Genomic DNA, 17,019 nt, shown 5'->3' on the forward strand with positions numbered 1-17,019 from the left:
ATGGTTGGGCGTGGAAGGTTACCGCTTTCGCGCGACGACGTGGAAGACGTGCCAGCGCTTGGGTGTGCCGAAGGCGTCTGTGCCGGGCTTCTCGTCCTCGTCGAAGCGTTCGAGGTCGAAGGGGTCGAGCATCGCGAGGGCGTGTTCGTGTGTCTGATGCGAGCGGTCGGGGAGCGCGGCCCAAGTGTCGCGGTCGCCGAACAACTGCCCGGCAAACCGTCCGCCGGGACGGATCGCGGCGACGATCGACGCCCAGAGCGCGTCGAAGGCATGCGGCGGGCAGAAGGGCAGCGAGAAACTCGCGTTCACAAGATCGCACTCGTGGAGCGTCAGGCCCTCGAACGGGGCGTGGAGCGTCGCGAGCCTGTCGCGGTGTGGGATGTCCGGGCGTTGGAGAAGCCGACGGAAGGCTTCGGAGTGGCCGTCGATGGCGAGCACGCGCCAGCCGCGCCGGAGGAGTTCCGCCGTGTCGCGTCCCTCGCCGCAGCCGAGATCAACGGCGAAGCGCGGCGCGGGCGGCGGGGGTTCACGTTCAAATCGTTCGAGCGCGAGGAGGAGGGTATCGCGCGGGGGCTTGCCTGATACGGCGTCGAAGTAGCCCGGCCAGTCGCGCTGCGCCGCGTAGGCCTGCGCAGGCAACCCCGGCGGCAGAGTCGAAGCGGGGGACATAGGCTGGGGCGGTGTACCGGACACTCGGCGAGTTTACGGCTGCCCTGGAGCGAGCGGGCGAACTGGTCCGAGTTCGCGTGCCGGTCTCGCCCGTGCTGGAGATCGCGGAGATCGCCGACCGGGAGAGCAAGTCGCCCGCGCCGAACGCGCCGAGTGTGGCCGCGCGGCGGACTGACCCCGCGCACGCGCACCTCGGCGGGCGGGCGCTGCTCTTCGAGAACGTCGAGGGGTCGGACTTTCCCGTGGTCATCAACTCTTTCGGCTCCTACCGGCGCATGGAGATGGCGCTCGGTTGCGAGCGTGAAGGCGGCTTCGAGGCGATCGCCGCGCGGATCGGCTCGCTCGTGCGTCCGCGGCCGCCGCGCGGTCTGGGCGAGGCTCTGGCGAAGGTGCGGGAGTTGTTTCCTCTGCTGCGGATCGGGCCGCGGCGAGTGGCGCGTGCCGCGTGCCAGGAGGTCGTGCTGACCGGCGATGCGATCGACCTGCGCCGGTTGCCGCTGATCCGGTGCTGGCCCCTCGACGGCGACGCGGGAGCGGTGGGCTACCCGCCGGGTGTGAACGACGGCGTGCCCGGCGTCGAAGTCGGTGAGGCGTGGGACCGCCTGTATCGCGGCCGGTACGTCACGCTCGCGGGCGTGCACACCATTCACGCCGAGGACGCCGGCAAGGCAAAGCCGCCGAGCCACAACGTCGGCATGTACCGCATGCAACTGATGGGCCGCCGACTGCTGGCGATGCACTGGCACATGCACCACGACGGGGCGCGTCACTGGCGATCGTGGAAGGAGCGCGGCGAGCGGATGCCTGTGGCGATCGCGCTGGGGGGGGAGAGCGTGCTGCCGTACGCGGCGACGTGCCCGCTGCCGCCGGGCGTCAGCGAGCTGCTGATGGCGGGGTTTCTCAACAGGGGAGGAATCCCGATGGTGCGGGCGCGAACGGTTCCGGTGCGCGTGCCGGCGAACTCGGAGATCGTCATCGAGGGATGGGTGTCGACGGAGGCGGGCTATCCGGGGTGGGATCCGCGCGACGCGGCGTGCGGGCCGCTCGGCCCCGGCGCGCTGTTCGAAGGCCCCTTCGGTGACCACACGGGGTTCTATTCGTTGCCCGATCGTTACCCGATCATGGAGGTGACGGCGATGACGCACCGGCGCGGCGCGGTGTATCCCACGACAATCGTCGGCCCGCCGCCGCAGGAGGACTACTACCTCGGCAAGGCGACGGAGCGGATCATGCTCCCGCTGCTGCGGACGATCATCCCGGATATCGAGGACTACGACCTGCCGATGTTCGGCGCGTTCCACAACTGCGTGTTCATCCGTGTCCGCAAGCACTACCCTTTGCACGCGCGCCGCGTGATGCACGCCGTCTGGGGCGCGGGGCAGATGTCGTGGACGAAGACCGTGTTCGTGGTTGACGCGGAGGTGGACGTGCACGATCGGCGTGCGGTGATGGAGGCGGCGGCGCGCTGGTGCGACCCGGCGCGAGACATGGAGATCGTGCACGGGCCGCTGGACATCCTCGACCATGCCTCGCCGCACCTCGGCGCGGGGACGAAGATGGGCTTCGACTGCACGCGCAAGCGTCCGGGCGAGGAGGTGGGTGGGGTCGCGGTGGGGGAGGGGCCGATGCCGATCGCGGAGGGGGCGAAGGCGGCGTCGATCGTCGAGCGTGTTCGGTCCGTGGGGGGTGTGCTCGACGCGCGCCTCGACGGCGACTGCCCCGGCTGGCTGCTCGTTCGCGTGGACAAGGCCGCGGACACCTCCGGGCAGGCCGGCCTTGCGCGGCGGGTAATCGAATCGGCGTTCGAGGCGGGCGCGGGGCTGGTGCGGTTCGTGGTTGTGCTCGGGCGTAGGGTCGTGATCGACGATGCCGAGGCCGCGCTGTTCCACTGGCCGGCGAACTGGGATCCGGGCCGGGACACGATCGTCCTGCGGGACGAGCGGGGTTCGATTGCCGGATTCGATGCGACGCCGAAGGGGCGTGACGACGCTGCGGCGGGGCGAGCAGTCCGCGACTGGCCGCCGTTGCTGGAGATGCCGGCCGGGATCAAGGACCGGGTTTCGGCTCGATGGTCGGAGTACGGCTTGTGAGGGTTGCCCGGCTGTCGTTCACGACTCGCCGCGCAGCCGGCGCAGTTCGCCGAGCGTCTGTTCGAGTTGCCGCTTGAGGCGGCGCACGCGGAGGAGCGAGCGGACGCGCGTGAGCAACTCGACGCGGTTGACGGGCTTGGTGAGGAAGTCGTCGGCCCCCGCTTCGACGGCCCGCTCGACATCGCCGACCTCGTTGAGGGCCGTCACCATGATGACGGGAATGTCGCGCGTTGCGGGGTTGGACTTGATCCGCTCGCAGACCTGGAAGCCGCTCATTCTGGGCATCATCACGTCGAGGAGGACGATGTCGGGGGCGGCCTGCTCAACGGCGGACATGGCCTCCACACCGTCGCGGGCGGTGCGGACGGGGCACTCCAGTTCCTCGAGGTAGGCCTGGAGGAGTTCGAGATTCTGCTCGTTGTCGTCGACCACGAGGACGGACGCTTGGGAGGCGTCGAAGTCGGCCGCGTCGAGCGGGTCGCCGATCCCGTCCGGTGTCTGGGGCATGGTCGGGTCTCCGCGCCCGGGTGGCTGCCCGGACGCCACGATGGTAATGACTTTCGCCGCTCGGAGTCCGACCGGCGTGACCTGAGACATCGAATCGGGGGTGGCCATGGGCGATTCCCGGGTCGGCTTGATTCAGGGGGGGGCGAAGGGAACAATCGTGGTGCGCGGGGTCCGGGAACGCGCGGGCTTCCAAGACCTTCCTGGACAGTCAGTTGCGCGAGCCGGGCCCAGGGAACGGAGCCTGTCGATGCCTCCCACACGCACGCCTGCCCGCCCAGTCTGGGAAGACCGGTTCGCCAAGCCCACCGCCGATGCCCTCCGGACCTCGATCGATCCTGTCCATGCTGACCTTTTCGACCTGGCCCGGACCCGTCTGGCTGCGCTCCCGGGTGCGGCGGAAGACCTCGTGTGGCACGGGATTCCGTGGCGATGGACGTTTGTCTACCGCCAAGGGCCGGAGGCAGCCTGCTCGGCCATCGCGTACCTCGTTCCCAAGCCGGACCGGCCCCTGATCGCGATCCCTATCCCGCACCAGGTGTTGTCGAGCGTCCGGCTGAAGAAGTCGTCGCGGCTTATCCGCGAGGGGCTGTCGCAGGCCAAGGTTGTGGCCGGGGTCTATTGGCCGCAGTGGGAACTGGCGTCCAAGTCGCTGCTGGACGAGGTTGTTTCGCTGATCGAGCACCGGCTCGTCGGCGCGACCCAGTCCGCCTGACCAGGCTCTTCGGCGCGATGGGTTGGGCGTGGGCGTTTCTCCGTTGCAGGCGGATGGCCGGGCGAGCCGATCCGTGGGCAGGCCGCGGGCAATGATTGCTGATGCGGACGGAGGATCGGACTTGATCGGGCCAACCCACGAGACGCGGCGTCAGTTCCTTTCGCACCTCGCGGCGATGCTGCTCGCGGTCGCTGCGGCTGTGGTCGCGTGCGGGCCGGCGATCGGGCAGCCGCTCAACGGACGGCTGGAGAGCGTGCTCGCTCATGCGGGCCTGGGCGAGCGGGCACGGGTCAGCCTGAGCGTGGTGGACCTCGGCACGGGTCGTACGCTCGCGGCGATCAACCCCGACGTCGCCCTGATTCCTGCGTCGAACATGAAGGTGCTGACCAGCGGAACCGCGCTGGTGACGCTCGGGCCGGACTTCGTCTTCCGCACCGAACTGGCGCGCGCCGGCGATCGCCTCATCATCCGCGGTTCGGGCGACCCGGCGCTGGCCGACCCGGACCTGCTCGAACAGACGCAGGCGGGGATGAGCGTCGAGGACCTGTTGCGGATGCTGGCCGAGGCCGTGGCGAAGGGCTTCGAGGGTCGCATCTCCGAGATCATCGTGGACGACCGGGTGTTTGACCGTGTGTACGTGCATCCCGCGTGGGATCCGTCGGACCTGAACCGGCGATACGCGCCCGAGGTTTCGGGGCTGAACTTCCACGGGAATCTGCTGTGGCTGTATCCGCGTCCCGCGCCCGAAGGACCGGGGCACGCGCCGCGGGTGGCCATCCAGCCGCGTGCGGACTGGATCGAGGTCGTGGTCGCGGGCCGGACGATCGCGGACGGCGCGGACACGGCCTGGTTCGCCCGCGACGCGGGGTCGAACCGGTTCCGGTTACACGGGGACGTGCGGACGGCGCGGCGCTACCCGGAGCAGGTGCCGACGCACAACAACCCGCTGCTGTTCGGCCAGTTGCTGGCGGATCGGCTGCTCGCGCTGGGGGTGCGGGTGGGGAACGAGACCCGTCCGGGACATCGCCCCCCGGCGGCTGTGCGGCTGGTCGGCGAGAACGAGTCGCTGCCGGAGGGCGTCGCGCTGGCTGTCGTCACAACGCCGATCGCGGACGTGCTGCGCCGCTGCAACACCGACTCGAACAACATGTACGCCGAGGCGTTGCTGAAGCTTTCGGGCAAGCGGGTGACCGGGGAGCCTGGCTCATGGGCGAACGGGGCGGCGGTGGTGCGCATGGTGATGCAGGACCGAATCGGGGAGGTGCACGCTGCGCGCACCGTCGTCGCGGACGGGTCCGGCCTGTGCGATCTCAATCGGGTGTCGGCATCGACGCTGACGGCGTGGCTCGTGTCGTTCGAGCGGGACGAGCGGCTGCGCAGCGCGTTCATGGACTCGCTGGCCGTGCCGGGGGAGGGGACGTTCACGCGCCGTTTCCAGGGCGTCGCGCTGAAGAACCTGGTCGCCGGCAAGAGCGGCACGCTGATGCGCACCGGCGTGCGCACGCTGTCGGGGTACGTCGTGCATCCGGTGACGGGCCGGCGCCTCGCGTACGCGGTGCTGGTGAACGGCGTAACCGGGGAGTCGGGGCCGGCGGCGTCGCGGTTCGCGGAGCGGGTCGTCGGCGTGCTCGACGAGTGGCTCGCGGAGCAGGAAGCGTCGGCGGGCGCGTTCGGTGGTTGACGGCGGTCCCCGCTCGCGTGACGCGATCAGACGTTGAAGTACCGTGCCTCCGGGTGATGCACGACGATCGCGCTCGTGGACTGTTCCGGCTCGATCTGCCAGTTTTCGGTGAGGGTGCAGCCGATGCGCTCGGGGCGGAGCAGGCGGAAGAGTTTCTCCTGGTCGGCCAGCTCGGGGCACGCCGGGTAGCCGAACGAGTAGCGGCTGCCGCGGTAATGCTGGGCGAAGAGTTCGCGGATGCGTGGCGAGTCGTCGGACGCGATGCCGAGTTCCTGCCGCATGCGCTTGTGCCAGAGTTCCGCGAGTGCCTCGGCGGTCTCGACCGAGAGGCCGTGGAGGTAGAGGTACTCGGTATAGTCGTTGCGGGCGAAGAGTTCGCGTGACAGGTCCGAGGCCCGCTGCCCGACGGTGACGCACGAGAATCCCACGGTGTCGATGCGTCCCGAGTCCACGGGCGCGAAGAAGTCGGAGATGCAGAGTCGCCGACCGGCTCGCTGCCGGGGGAAGGTGAAGCGCAGCAGTTCCGACCTTGATTCGTGCCCGACCTGCCCGGGGTCGTAGATGACGAGGTCATCACCGTCCGACTGGCAGGGGAAGTAGCCGTAGACGACGCGCGGCTCGAGGATGCGCTCGTCGCGGCACCGTGCTTTCCACCGCTCGAAGACGGGCAGGATGCTCTCGGCGAGCGCGTGCTCGTACTCGGCGTCCGTCATGCGTCCCTTTCGGAACTGCCACTGCCCGCGGAAGAGCGCGACCGTGTTGATGAACGGGTAGATCTCGTCCGGGTCGATGCCGGCCACGACGCGCGTTCCCCAGAACGGCGGCCGCGGGATGCTCACGTCGGTCGAGACGTCCGAACGGACACGCTCGCGCAGGGCGACGGTGCCGTGGCCGATCGCTTCGGCCTGCCTGGCTCGCTCGATCCGTGCGGCGGCGACGACCTTCTCGGCTTCGGAGCGCTTGGCGAGGCGTGCCTCGACCTCGGCGTCGAGTTCGTGGGTGCGGCGCGACGAGAGCAGGTCCATGATGCGGAGGCCTTCGAAGGCGTCCTTGCCGTAGTAGAGCGGCCCGGCGTAGATCGAGCGCAGGCGATCCTCGGCGTAGTGGCGGGTGAGAGCCGCGCCGCCGAGGATGACGGGGACGGTCACGCCGAGTTCGTTCAGTTCGCGGAGGTTTTCCTCCATGACGTTGACGCTCTTGACGAGGAGGCCTGAGAGGCCGATCGCGTCGGCGCGTTTCTCTCGCCAGGCGTCGAGGATGTTCGAGAGGGGCTGCTTGATGCCGATGTTGTGGACGGTGTATCCGTTGTTGGTGAGGATGACGTCCACGAGGTTCTTCCCGATGTCGTGGACGTCGCCCTTGACGGTCGCGAGCACGATCGAGCCGCGCGTCTGGCCCTCGACCCGCTCCATGTGCGGTTCGAGGTGCGCGACGGCCATCTTCATCACCTCGGCGGACTGGAGCACAAACGGCAGCTGCATCCTCCCCGAGCCGAAGAGTTCGCCGACGGTCTTCATGCCGTCGAGGAGGTGGTCGTTGATGATGTCGAGCGCGGAGTATCGGGCCAGCGCCTCGTCGAGCGTCGCGGCGAGCCCCTCCTTCTCGCCGTCCACGACGTGCGCGCGGAGGCGTTCCTCGAGTGTCGCGGCCTTGCGGTCCTGCTTCGACGGCGTGGCGGCAGACGCACCCTTGAACAGGTCGATGAACGCCTGGAGGGGATCAAAGGCCGCGTCGCTCACGCCCGCGGGCATGCCGGTTCCGCCGAGCGATTCGTGCCGGCGGTCGTAGATGAGGTCGAGCGCGGCCCGCTGCTGAGGCTCGGGAATCTTGTTCAGGGGAAGAATCTTGGAAGCATGAACGATCGCGCTGACCATCCCGGCCTCGACGAGTTCGTGCAGGAAGACGGAGTTCAGCACGACGCGGGCAGCGGGTGCAAGGCCGAACGACACGTTCGACACGCCGCACGTCAGCTGGCATCGCGGGAGGGCGGCGGCGATGCGGCGTGTGCCCTCGATTGTCTCCAGAGCACTCCGGCGGTCGGCCTCCATCCCGGTCGAGATCGGGAGCACGAGCGGGTCGAAGAAGAGGTCGTCTTCCGAGAGGCCGTGCAGGCTCGTCGCGCGGTGGTGCGCCCGCAGGGCGATCGCCAGTTTGCGGTCCGCGGTGCGTGCCATCGCGGCTTCGCGGTCCTCGTCGATCGTGCCGATCACGAGCGCGGCGCCGTAGGTCTTTGCGAGCCGACAGATCGCGTCGAACTTCTCCTCGCCGTCCTCAAAGTTCGCGGAGTTGATAATGCACGTGCCCGGCGCACGCTTCAGGCCCGCCTCGATGGTGGCGATCTGCGTCGAGTCCAGCATCAGCGGGGCGTCCACCTGCCGCGCGACGCGGGCGACGATCTCGCCCATATCGCGGGCGTTGTCGCGGCCGGCATAGTCCACGTTCAGGTCGAGCAGGTGGCTGCCCTCGCGCAACTGCGAACGCGCAAGCGACACGATGCCGTCCCAGTCCTCCGCTTCGAGCAGCTCCTTGAACCTGCGGCTGCCCGAGGCGTTCATCCGTTCGCCGACGATGAGGAACGAGGTGTCCTGCCGATGCTCGACCGGGGCGTAGAGGCTCGTTGTCGCGGTCCGAAGCGGCACGATCGTTCGTTCCGTCGGCGGCCTGTCGCGCAGGCCGTGCTCGTCGAGGGCGCGCACGAGCGCGGCGATGTGCTCCGGCGTCGTGCCGCAGCACCCGCCGACCAGCCGCACGCCGTCGCGCTCGACGAACCGCAACAGGTCGGCCGCGAACGGCAGCGGCCCGAGCGGGAAGACCGCCCTGCCCTCGTGCAGCACGGGCAGCCCGGCGTTCGGCACGACCGAGACGTGGCGCGGCCAGTGACGCGAAAGGTACTGCACGTGCTCGGACATCTCCGTCGGCCCGGTCGCGCAGTTCAACCCAAGCGACGCGATCGGGTAGCGAGAGAGCGCGGCGGCCGCCGCCTCGATCGAGGTGCCGAGCAGCATCGTGCCGGTCGTCTCGATCGTGACCGAGACGAGAATCGGCACGTCGTCGCTGGTGCGCCCGGCTTCGCTGAGCGCGCCCAGGCACGCGTTGATCGCACACTTGATCTGGAGGAGGTCCTGGCAGGTCTCGATCAGCAGGGCATCGACGCCGCCGGCGATCAGGCCGCGGGCCTGCTCGCGGTAACTGGCGAGCATGTCGTCCCAGCCGATCTGCCCCAGCGTGATGAGTTTGGTGCCAGGCCCGATGGAGCCGATGACGAACCGAGGGCGATCGCGCGTGCTGAACCGTTCGCAGGCTTCACGCGCGACGGTTGCCGCGAGTCGGTTCAGCTCGAACGTCTCCGGGTCGAGACCGAACTCGCCGAGGACGTGGCGCGCCCCGCCGAAGGAGTCGGTCTCGACCGCGTCACACCCCGCGTCGAGGAAGGACTCGTGGATCGACCGGATCAACTCGGGCCGGGAGCGCAGCAGCACCTCGGGGCAGTTCTCGCACCCGCAGTAGTCGCGCTCCACGTCAAGATCGTGGGCGTGGATCGACGTGCCCATCGCCCCGTCCAGCACGACGACCCGTTCGGCCAAGGCTTGGAGTAACCGGCTGGGCATGGGGACGGCGTCCTCTCTGGCGTGCGGGGGTGAGCGTTTCCGGCCGAGGCGAGCCGGACAGTATATCCTTTCATGCGGATAGATGGATGAATGGATAGATCGAGGCAGAAAATCGGCCGGGCGCGTTGCCCGGCCTGGGTGGCTGTCGCTGCGGTGGTAGGGGTGCGGAGATGAAGAAGGCCTACTTGCCCTTCTTCTTGTCCGCCCGGAAGTAGTTGCCCTGGAACTTCTTCTGGAACTTCTCGAGTCGACCGGTGGCGTCCACGAAGGTCTGCTTGCCCGTGAAGAACGGGTGCGAGCCGGACCACACGTCGGCGTGGATCTCCGGGACCGTCGCCCCGACCTCCATCACGACCTCGCCGTTGTGGTAGACCTTGCAGTTGTAGAAACCGGGGTGGATGTCCTTCTTCATCACGACGCTCCGAGGCTGCTCCCCGCGGCACGCCCAGCCCGGCACGGCGACCCGATGCCGACCAGCCGCGCGACCGGAGGGGCGAAGTGTAGGCCGGACGGACGGGGCTGCAAGTTCCTGGCCCCTTGGGGCGGGGGCGGCAGCCCGGCCGTTGTCACGCCGGAAGTCAGCAAGTTCCTGAATCCCTCGGGGCGGAGCCTTGGAGGCTCCGTCTCTCCACCCCGTCTCTACTTCATCCCTTCGATCCAGCGAGCCGCGAGCCAGCAACCCACAGCGAGCCATCAGCCTCCGGCGAACCATCAGCTCCGGAGAGTGGACCTCCCCCGTTTCTTGACCGATGTGGAGGGTGTGCTAGCCTTGCCTGCCCTCGGCCCCGGGACACCTCGGCCCCCCACAGGACCGCCGAACAACCCCCGCCCGAAGGGCGCACAACCCGATCCCCGATAGCTCAATGGTAGAGCGAGCGGCTGTTAACCGCTAGGTTCCTGGTTCGAGTCCAGGTCGGGGAGTTACCGACGCCCTCGCGGAAACGTGAGGGCGTTTGGGTTTACGGGGTGGGCGTTTTGGACGCCTCGGACCGTGGCGGGGACGAAGCGAGGAAAGTCCCGTCAGGTCGACCGTCGAGGAACTCCGGCGCGAGTACGCCGAGCCAGAGGACAACACCGGGGAGACTCGATGAACAGACGACCACTGCCGGTGAGAACCGTGCGACATGGCGTGATACGTGCAGGTCGGGCCGGGGTGGGCTGAAGCGGGGGCGAAACCGGCGGTTGTTCGAGGGCCTTCGGTCCGAATCAAGAACCGCCGAGAAGTTCATCGATCCTTTGCCTGCGGGGCGGGTCGAGGCGGGTGAGGGGGTCGAGCCGCTTGAGAGCGTCGTTTTCGAGGGCCTTGGTGGCCCATCGGCGGGCGTCGTCGATCCGGCCGAGGGCGTGGCAGACTTCGGCGAGGCGGAACGGGAAGTCTAGGCCGTAGGGGTCGAGGGACGCGCCACGCCCGAGCGCATCGGCGGCGGCGGCACGGGTGTCGTCGTCGGAGAGCAGTTCGGCGTGGAGAAGCAGGACGCTCGCCAGCGTGCTCCACGACTCGGGGCGGGAGGGCCAGCGGTCGGTCATGCCGCGGGCGGCTCGTTCGGCGTCGGCGAGTCGGCTCCCGGAGGTGCGGCCCATGGACGCAGCCAACGACGCGCCCTGGCCGTGCAAACGGGCGAGGGCGCGAGCGATTGCGGGGTGGCTCGGGCGGGCGTCGGCGGCGCGGGTGAGTTGGGGCGCGGCGGTGTCGATGGCGAGCAGGCGGATTTCATGGAGCGCGGCGGTGAGTTGGGCGGCAGTACGGGGCGGCTGGCGATGGAGCGCGACGCCGAGGTCGAGGGCGAGGGCGTCGTAGGTGTCGCCGGGCCGGGGGGAGCCGGCCTGGAGGGCGAAGGCGCGCTGGTCGAAGTCGGCGGCGAGGGAGGCTGCGTGTGCGGCGGCGCGGAGGTGGCGTTCCGTCGAGAGCAGGGGGAGGAACGCGAAGGCGAACGTTGCTGCCGCGAGGATCGCAAAGCCGGCGGGGGGGGCGAAGGTGAGCCGGTTCGTTGAGACGCTGGCGTCGGTTCGAGGGGCGGATGCGGCTGCGATCACGAGCATGGCGAGCGCGGCGGAGCCGGGGGTGGTGAGGGTCAGTTCGATCTGCGCGTGCGCGGCGAGCGCGAGCGCGGCAGCGGGCGCGGCGGTGTCGAGGGCGCGAGGGGCGAGGGCGAGTGCTGAGCCGGCGATGGCCGCCCACGCGATGCCCCACGCGAGCAGCCGGACGATGGCTTCAACGGCGAGGAGCGCGGCGGAGTCGGTGACGGCGCGTGCGACGGGGAGTTCCTCGAGCGTAAACGAGACGGCGAGAGCGATCGTGATGACGGTAATCCCCGCGATGCATGCCGGGGAGCGGGGGCTGAAGGGGAGGGCGGCATCGTCAGGGGGGGGTGTAAGGAGTCGTCTGCCTGCGGCGGCGACCCATGTGAGCCAGAGAGCGGCCCAGGCGGCCGCGCCGACGCCGAGGGTGGCGAGCCAGTCGAGGAGCACGCTGTGGGGGCTTGCGACTTCCTCTGGGCTGAGGGGGTTGCGGTGGAGGAGGTACGCGGTCTTGAAGCCGTCGGGTCCGACGCCGAGCGTGGGTGCATGGGCGAAGATGCGCGAGGCGCCCTGGAGATAGAACCATCGGAAGAGGATGGAGAGTTCGGGGATGCGTTCGCCGACGAGGCCGCGGGTGAGGACGGCGGTGAGCGTGGCGGCGACCGCGCCCAGGCCGATTGCGGCGCCGAGTCGGGGGGAAATTCGGAGACGTCGCGCGAGCAGCGGGAGCGCGAGCAGGACGAGGCCGAGCGAGGCGGCGGCGAACGCGCCCTTGGGTACTTGGCCGCCGGCGATGGGGCCGAGGAGCAGACCCGCGCCGGCGGCGAGTGCGCCGAGAGGCGGAAGCGCGAGCAGGATGCGCGGCGCGGGGGGGGGGTCGGAAGGGCGACGGAGCGAGGCGAGCGCGACCCCGGCAAGCCCGACGAAGCAGGCTGCCATGACGCTGGCGTAGACGTTGGAGAGGCCGAACCATCCGGAGGCCTCCGGTTGGGTGAGTCGGCGTTCGAAGATGAGGGCGGCGGAGGAGCCTGGTTCCCAGCCGTGGGAACGGAGGATGTCGTCGCGGCGGAGGTCGAAGTCCTGGACGGTGGCGGGGTGCTCGACGAAGACCTGCATGACGCCGCGGCCCGCGAGCGCGACGGCGAACCCGAAGATGACCGCGAGGGTCATGCGGCGGATCATGGCGTCGCGTGCGGCTTCGCGCAGGGCGAGTGCGCCAGCGAGCGCGGCGATCCAGGCCGAGGCGAGGCGCACGTCGTCGAGCGTGCGGTCGGGGCGGAGCAGGGCGTGCCAGAGAGCAGGGAGCGCGCCGATGGAGAAGAAGAGGAGGAGTGCGGCCGAGGGGAGGCGTCGTCCTTGGAGGTGTCGGGCGAGCAGCGCTGCGGCCGCGCCGAGCAGCGTGACGACATCGAGAGCCACGGAGCCCGCCGGTCCGATGCCGAGGAGCGGGGACCAGACGGTGGTGGGGTCCATGGTCCAGCCGGGGAGGGGGTCATGGCGGACGGCGGCGCGGGCGAGCGCAGCGGCGAGGATGGTCGTCGAGCCGAGCCAGAGAAGGCGTCGCGCGGATGTCGGCGCGGCGTCGCTCATGCGTCGTTTCCGTTTCGGCGTGCGCTTGCGTACTCGAAAGCGGCGACGACGAGCAGGATAACGGCGCACTGCACGCCGACGAGGAGGGCCTGCCAGGGCGCGAGAGAGGCGAGCATGATGCCTGAGAGTCCGGTGACGCCGGTGAGGCCGCAGATGACGGCGACGGCGGCGGGCTTGCCGAGTCCGCGGCGGACGAGGCGGTGGGAGAAGTGATTGAGGTCGCCGACGAATGGGCTTCGGCCGTGGCGCAGCCGGACGATCGTGACGGAGATGAAGTCGTAGAGGGGAACTGCGAGAACGACAAGGGGCATGAAGACGGCGTACCAGCCGCCTGCGGCGTCGGCGTCGTAGTAGGTGGTGCGTACGGTGAGGAAGCCGAGGAGGAAGCCGATGACGAGGGAGCCGGCGTCGCCCATGAAGATGCGGGCCGGCGGACGGTTGAAGGCGAGGAAGCCGAGGCAGGAACCGACGAGCAGCGCGAGGGTCGCGGCGACGAACCACTGTCCGGAGAGGAGCGCGGCGGCGAGGAAGCACGCCCCTGCCACGCTGGCGACGCCTGCGCACAGGCCGTCCATGTTGTCGATGAAGTTCATCGCGTTCGTGACGACGGCGATCCAGAGTATGGTGAGGGCGATGGAGAGCCACGTCCCGCCGACATGGGCGTCAAGCGCGGTGAGGAGTCGAGTGTCGGTGAACACGACGATCGCTCCGGCCGCGCCGAGCATGACGACGAGCTTGATCCACGGCCCGAGGGGGCGTCGGTCGTCGACGAGGCCGAGCAGGTGCAGCGCGGCGAGGGCGCCGATCAGACCGAGTGCGAGCGGTGCCTGCTGTGCGATGCCGGGCAGGTGCTCCCAGAGTGCGACGGGGATGAGGCCCGGCTCCTCCTGCCATTCGAGATTGCTCGCTCGTCCGAGCGGGACGAGGAGGGCGAGGCCTGCGAGCATGGGGAGGGCGATGCCGGCGAAGATGGCGATGCCGCCGGTATTCGGCACGCGGCGCGGCGGTTCCTTGATCTGCCCTTCGACGCCTGTCGAGTCGTAGGTTCCGAGCCTGTGGCCGAGCCGTGCGAGGATGGCGGTGAGCGGGAAGGATACCGCCAACGCGGCGGGGATCAGCGCCAGGCAGAGCGAGATCATCCGGCGACTGTACCGCGGGTACGGGCGATCCGCCGCGCGATGGGCCAGGGAAGGTAGGCGAAGACGAGGGCGGCCTGCGCGATGAGCACGAGGGCGATGGGACGCCAGGGCCAGGGACCGAGGGCGTCGAGGAGCGTGCGATGCTCGGGCGTGGAGCGGCCGAGGTAGCCGTAGTTGAGGTCGAAGCTGAGGTTGATGAGAAGCACGACCGCGCCGTAGGCGAGGCTGAGGCCGGAGGCGAGGAGCCAGTCGCGGAGCATGGGGCGGTAGCCGAGTGCGACGACGTCGTAGACGGCAGAACCGACGATGTGGGTGTGGCCGACGAAGAAGAGCCAGAAACGGAGTGTGCCGAAGCCCTGGTCGAGGACGGGCGTGAAGTAGGCCTGGGTGGAGAGGGCGAAGGCCCAGAAGTAGAGGAGGGTGCGCAACCAGCGTGCCTGCGTGAGGAGAGCGAACGGCGCGACCCACGCGGCGAGGTCGCAGAGGTGGAGCGGGAAACTCTCGCGGGGATCAAAGTTGGCGGGCAGGAGCCACCAGACGACGGCAGCGGCCTGCCAGAGCACGGTGGTGACGATCCACGCGTAACGGAGGGTGCGTTCTCGCGGGGCGCCGCGCCAGCGCCGACCGAGCCAGGCCGCGCCGGCCATGAGCGCGGCGATGATCGCGACCGTGATGACGTGCTGCATGGAGAAGGCGCGGAACTCGATCATCCAGTCCCAGTGCGGTTCGGGGGGTGTGGGCAACGCCACCTTCACGCGGGGATCGTACTGCGGCAGGCTGGACGGGGAGCACGGTGTGGTATGTTGGGGCATGGACACTCGGGGCTGTATCGTGGCGTTGCTGGTCTGGTGCGCGGTGGTTCCGTCGTTCGGGCAGGGCGATGGGCCGACGTCGCAGAGGCACGCCCGCGTGCTGGACGAGTCGCGTTTCGAGACGAACCGGGGCGTGGCGATGCTGCCGCTGCCGGAGGAGAAGGACGCGTTCTTCTTCGTGGTGTTCGGCGATCGGACCGGCGGTCCGGCGGAGGGCGTGGAGGTGCTGGCCGAGGCGGTGCGGGACGTGAACCTGCTGGGGCCGGACCTGGTGATGACGGTGGGCGATCTCGTCGAGGGGTACAACCAGACCGAGCGGTGGATGGGGCAAATGCGCGAGTTCAAGGGGATCATGGACGGGCTGGTCTGCCCCTGGTTCCCGGTGGCGGGGAACCACGACGTCTACTGGCGCGGCGAGGGGAAGCCGGTCGGCGAGCACGAGAGCAACTACGAGGCGCATTTCGGGCCGCTGTGGTATGCCTTCGAGCACAAGGGTTGCTGGTTCATCGCGCTCTACTCGGACGAGGGGAACCCGGAGACGGGCGAGAAGGACTTCAACAAGGCCGAGTGCCAGCGCATCAGTGAGGAGCAGTTCGCGTGGCTCGCGGCGACGCTGGAGCGGGCGCGCGGGGCGAAGCACGTCTTCGTCTTCCTGCACCATCCGCGCTGGCTCGGCGGGAACTACGGCGACGACTGGGAGCGCGTACACGCCCTGCTGGCGGGGGCGGGGAACGTGACGGCCGTCTTCGCGGGGCACATCCACCGGATGCGGCACGACGGGTGGCGCGACGGCGTGGAGTACGTGACGCTGGCCACGGTCGGCGGCGGGCAGTCGGGCAAGGCGCCGGAGGCGGGGTACCTTCATCAGTACCACATCGTCACGGTGCGGGATGAGGGCATCTCGCTGGCGTGCCTGCCTGTGGGGGCGGCGATGGACGCACGCGCGATTACGGGGCAGGTGAGCGACGAGTGCTCGCGGCTCGCGGACGTGAGGGCGGCTGTCGCGGAGCCGATCGCGGTGGCGCGCGACGGTTCTGCGCGGGGGCGGCTGCGCGTCGAGGTCGCCAACCCGACGACGCGGCCGGTGGAGGCGACCGTCTCGCTCGGCAGCCGCGACAGCCGTTGGCTGCTCGTGCCCGACCACACGCACGCCGTCATCGAACCAGGGGCGACGCGGGCGTTCGAGTTCCGGGCGGAGCGGATCGGCGGCGGGATCGACGAGACGTTCCGGCCGGTCGAGGTGTCGCTGGCGATGGAATATCTGGCGGAGGCGGCGCGGTTCCGCATCCCGGAGACGCGGGCGGACGTGCCGCTCACGGTGGACCTCCCGCGGCCGGAGGAGTCGGGCGCGGACCTGGCGGCGTCGTTCGACGGCTCGTCATGGCTGGAGGTGCCGAGCGAGAGGCTCGCGCTGCCGAGCGGGCCGCTGACGCTCGAGTGCTGGATGCAGGCGCGGTTGTTCGGCGAGCGGACCGGGCTGGTGTGCAAGACGGAGTCGTCGGACTACGGCATCTTCGTCAGCGGCGGGAAGCCGGAGTTCTTCGTCTACCTGGGCGATCGGTACGCCGAGGTCGGGCCGGGCGAGGCGACGCTGGAGGTCGGGCGGTGGCACCACGTCGCGGGCGTGTACGACGGGCGCGAGGCGAAGCTGTACGTGGACGGGGCGCTCGTCGCGTCGGTGGAGCGGACGGGGCGGAGGCGCACGAACCGGCTGCCGCTGATGATCGGGGCGGACGTGGACGGGCGCGGCGCGGCCGTCTCACACTTCGACGGCCTGATCGACGGCGTGCGGCTGTCGCGCGTGGCCCGCTACTCGGGCGAGCGCTTCACGCCCGAGCGCCGGCACGCGCCGGACGACGACACAATGCTGCTGCTGAACATGGACGGTCGCGTGGGGCCGTGGATGTACGACGAGTCGCCGAACCGTGCGCACGCGACGGTACGCGGGGCGGTGGAATTGCGTGCGGCGGAGTAGGAAGGGGGGAGCGGTCGAGCCGGGGCGGCTGGGCTCCATCGTTCAACAGAGGGTGTTGTCCGATTTGATCCTGCGCGAGGCATCGAGGGCGGGAGCGGCGCCTGCACGGCCGTTTGTTTGCGTCGGTGTCGTGCCGACTCCGAGTTGTGTTGGCGTAAGGGGAATCCCGGTGTAGTTTGGTGGGACTGGCGTGCCTGATCGCCTCGCCGGCTTCGGC

General features: G+C 69.7%; 11 protein-coding genes and 1 tRNA gene. 5 read left to right on the forward strand and 7 right to left on the reverse strand.

Going from position 1 to position 17,019, the window contains the following annotated elements:
- Positions 1-18: 18 nt before the first annotated feature.
- Positions 19-669: a class I SAM-dependent methyltransferase gene (locus FBT69_04880; protein MDL1904135.1), complete on the reverse strand. Its 651-nt coding sequence runs from the start codon at positions 667-669 to the stop codon at positions 19-21.
- An 11-nt stretch (positions 670-680) separates the two neighbouring features.
- Here FBT69_04880 and FBT69_04885 point away from each other — a divergent pair, with 11 nt between their 5' ends.
- Positions 681-2,759, forward strand: a complete 2,079-nt coding sequence (locus FBT69_04885) for a menaquinone biosynthesis decarboxylase (protein ID MDL1904136.1) — start codon at positions 681-683, stop codon at positions 2,757-2,759.
- Positions 2,760-2,777: 18 nt separating this feature from the next.
- Here FBT69_04885 and FBT69_04890 read toward each other — a convergent pair whose 3' ends face one another.
- Complete coding sequence (locus FBT69_04890; protein ID MDL1904137.1) at positions 2,778-3,266, reverse strand: response regulator; 489 nt, start codon at positions 3,264-3,266, stop codon at positions 2,778-2,780.
- Positions 3,267-3,513: 247 nt separating this feature from the next.
- Here FBT69_04890 and FBT69_04895 point away from each other — a divergent pair, with 247 nt between their 5' ends.
- Positions 3,514-3,978, forward strand: coding sequence for a hypothetical protein (locus FBT69_04895; GenBank protein MDL1904138.1), 465 nt, complete (start codon positions 3,514-3,516; stop codon positions 3,976-3,978).
- A 91-nt stretch (positions 3,979-4,069) separates the two neighbouring features.
- Entirely contained in the window at positions 4,070-5,659 is a 1,590-nt protein-coding gene (gene dacB, locus FBT69_04900; GenBank protein ID MDL1904139.1) for a D-alanyl-D-alanine carboxypeptidase/D-alanyl-D-alanine-endopeptidase, read from the forward strand.
- 26 nt (positions 5,660-5,685) lie between these two features.
- Here dacB and metH read toward each other — a convergent pair whose 3' ends face one another.
- Both metH and FBT69_04910 read right to left on the reverse strand, forming a co-directional pair.
- Positions 5,686-9,267: a methionine synthase gene (gene metH, locus FBT69_04905; protein MDL1904140.1), complete on the reverse strand. Its 3,582-nt coding sequence runs from the start codon at positions 9,265-9,267 to the stop codon at positions 5,686-5,688.
- 181 nt (positions 9,268-9,448) lie between these two features.
- Complete coding sequence (locus tag FBT69_04910; GenBank protein MDL1904141.1) at positions 9,449-9,679, reverse strand: 50S ribosomal protein L31; 231 nt, start codon at positions 9,677-9,679, stop codon at positions 9,449-9,451.
- Between the two features lie 437 nt (positions 9,680-10,116).
- On the opposite strand from FBT69_04910, the gene FBT69_04915 reads away from it, so the two are divergent.
- Positions 10,117-10,188 (forward strand) — tRNA-Asn (locus FBT69_04915).
- A 285-nt stretch (positions 10,189-10,473) separates the two neighbouring features.
- Here the strand turns inward: FBT69_04915 and FBT69_04920 are convergent.
- The 3 genes from FBT69_04920 to FBT69_04930 are packed head-to-tail and all read right to left on the reverse strand — an operon-like array spanning position 10,474 to position 14,827.
- Positions 10,474-12,876, reverse strand: coding sequence for an O-antigen ligase family protein (locus tag FBT69_04920; protein MDL1904142.1), 2,403 nt, complete (start codon positions 12,874-12,876; stop codon positions 10,474-10,476).
- Positions 12,873-14,015, reverse strand: coding sequence for an undecaprenyl/decaprenyl-phosphate alpha-N-acetylglucosaminyl 1-phosphate transferase (locus tag FBT69_04925; GenBank protein ID MDL1904143.1), 1,143 nt, complete (start codon positions 14,013-14,015; stop codon positions 12,873-12,875). The genes FBT69_04920 and FBT69_04925 overlap by 4 nt, the downstream gene beginning before the upstream one ends.
- On the reverse strand, positions 14,012-14,827 hold the full coding sequence (locus FBT69_04930) for a TIGR02206 family membrane protein (protein ID MDL1904144.1): 816 nt from the start codon (positions 14,825-14,827) through the stop codon (positions 14,012-14,014). The genes FBT69_04925 and FBT69_04930 overlap by 4 nt, the downstream gene beginning before the upstream one ends.
- On the opposite strand from FBT69_04930, the gene FBT69_04935 reads away from it, so the two are divergent.
- Positions 14,661-16,802 carry a hypothetical protein gene (locus FBT69_04935; protein ID MDL1904145.1) on the forward strand — a complete coding sequence of 714 codons (2,142 nt, stop codon included), beginning with the start codon at positions 14,661-14,663 and terminating at the stop codon, positions 16,800-16,802. The genes FBT69_04930 and FBT69_04935 overlap by 167 nt on opposite strands.
- The last annotated feature ends 217 nt before the right edge of the window (positions 16,803-17,019 follow it).

Origin of the sequence: Synechococcales cyanobacterium CNB (assembly GCA_030263455.1) — a bacterium.
Classification (GTDB): Bacteria; Planctomycetota; Phycisphaerae; order Phycisphaerales; family UBA1924; genus CAADGN01.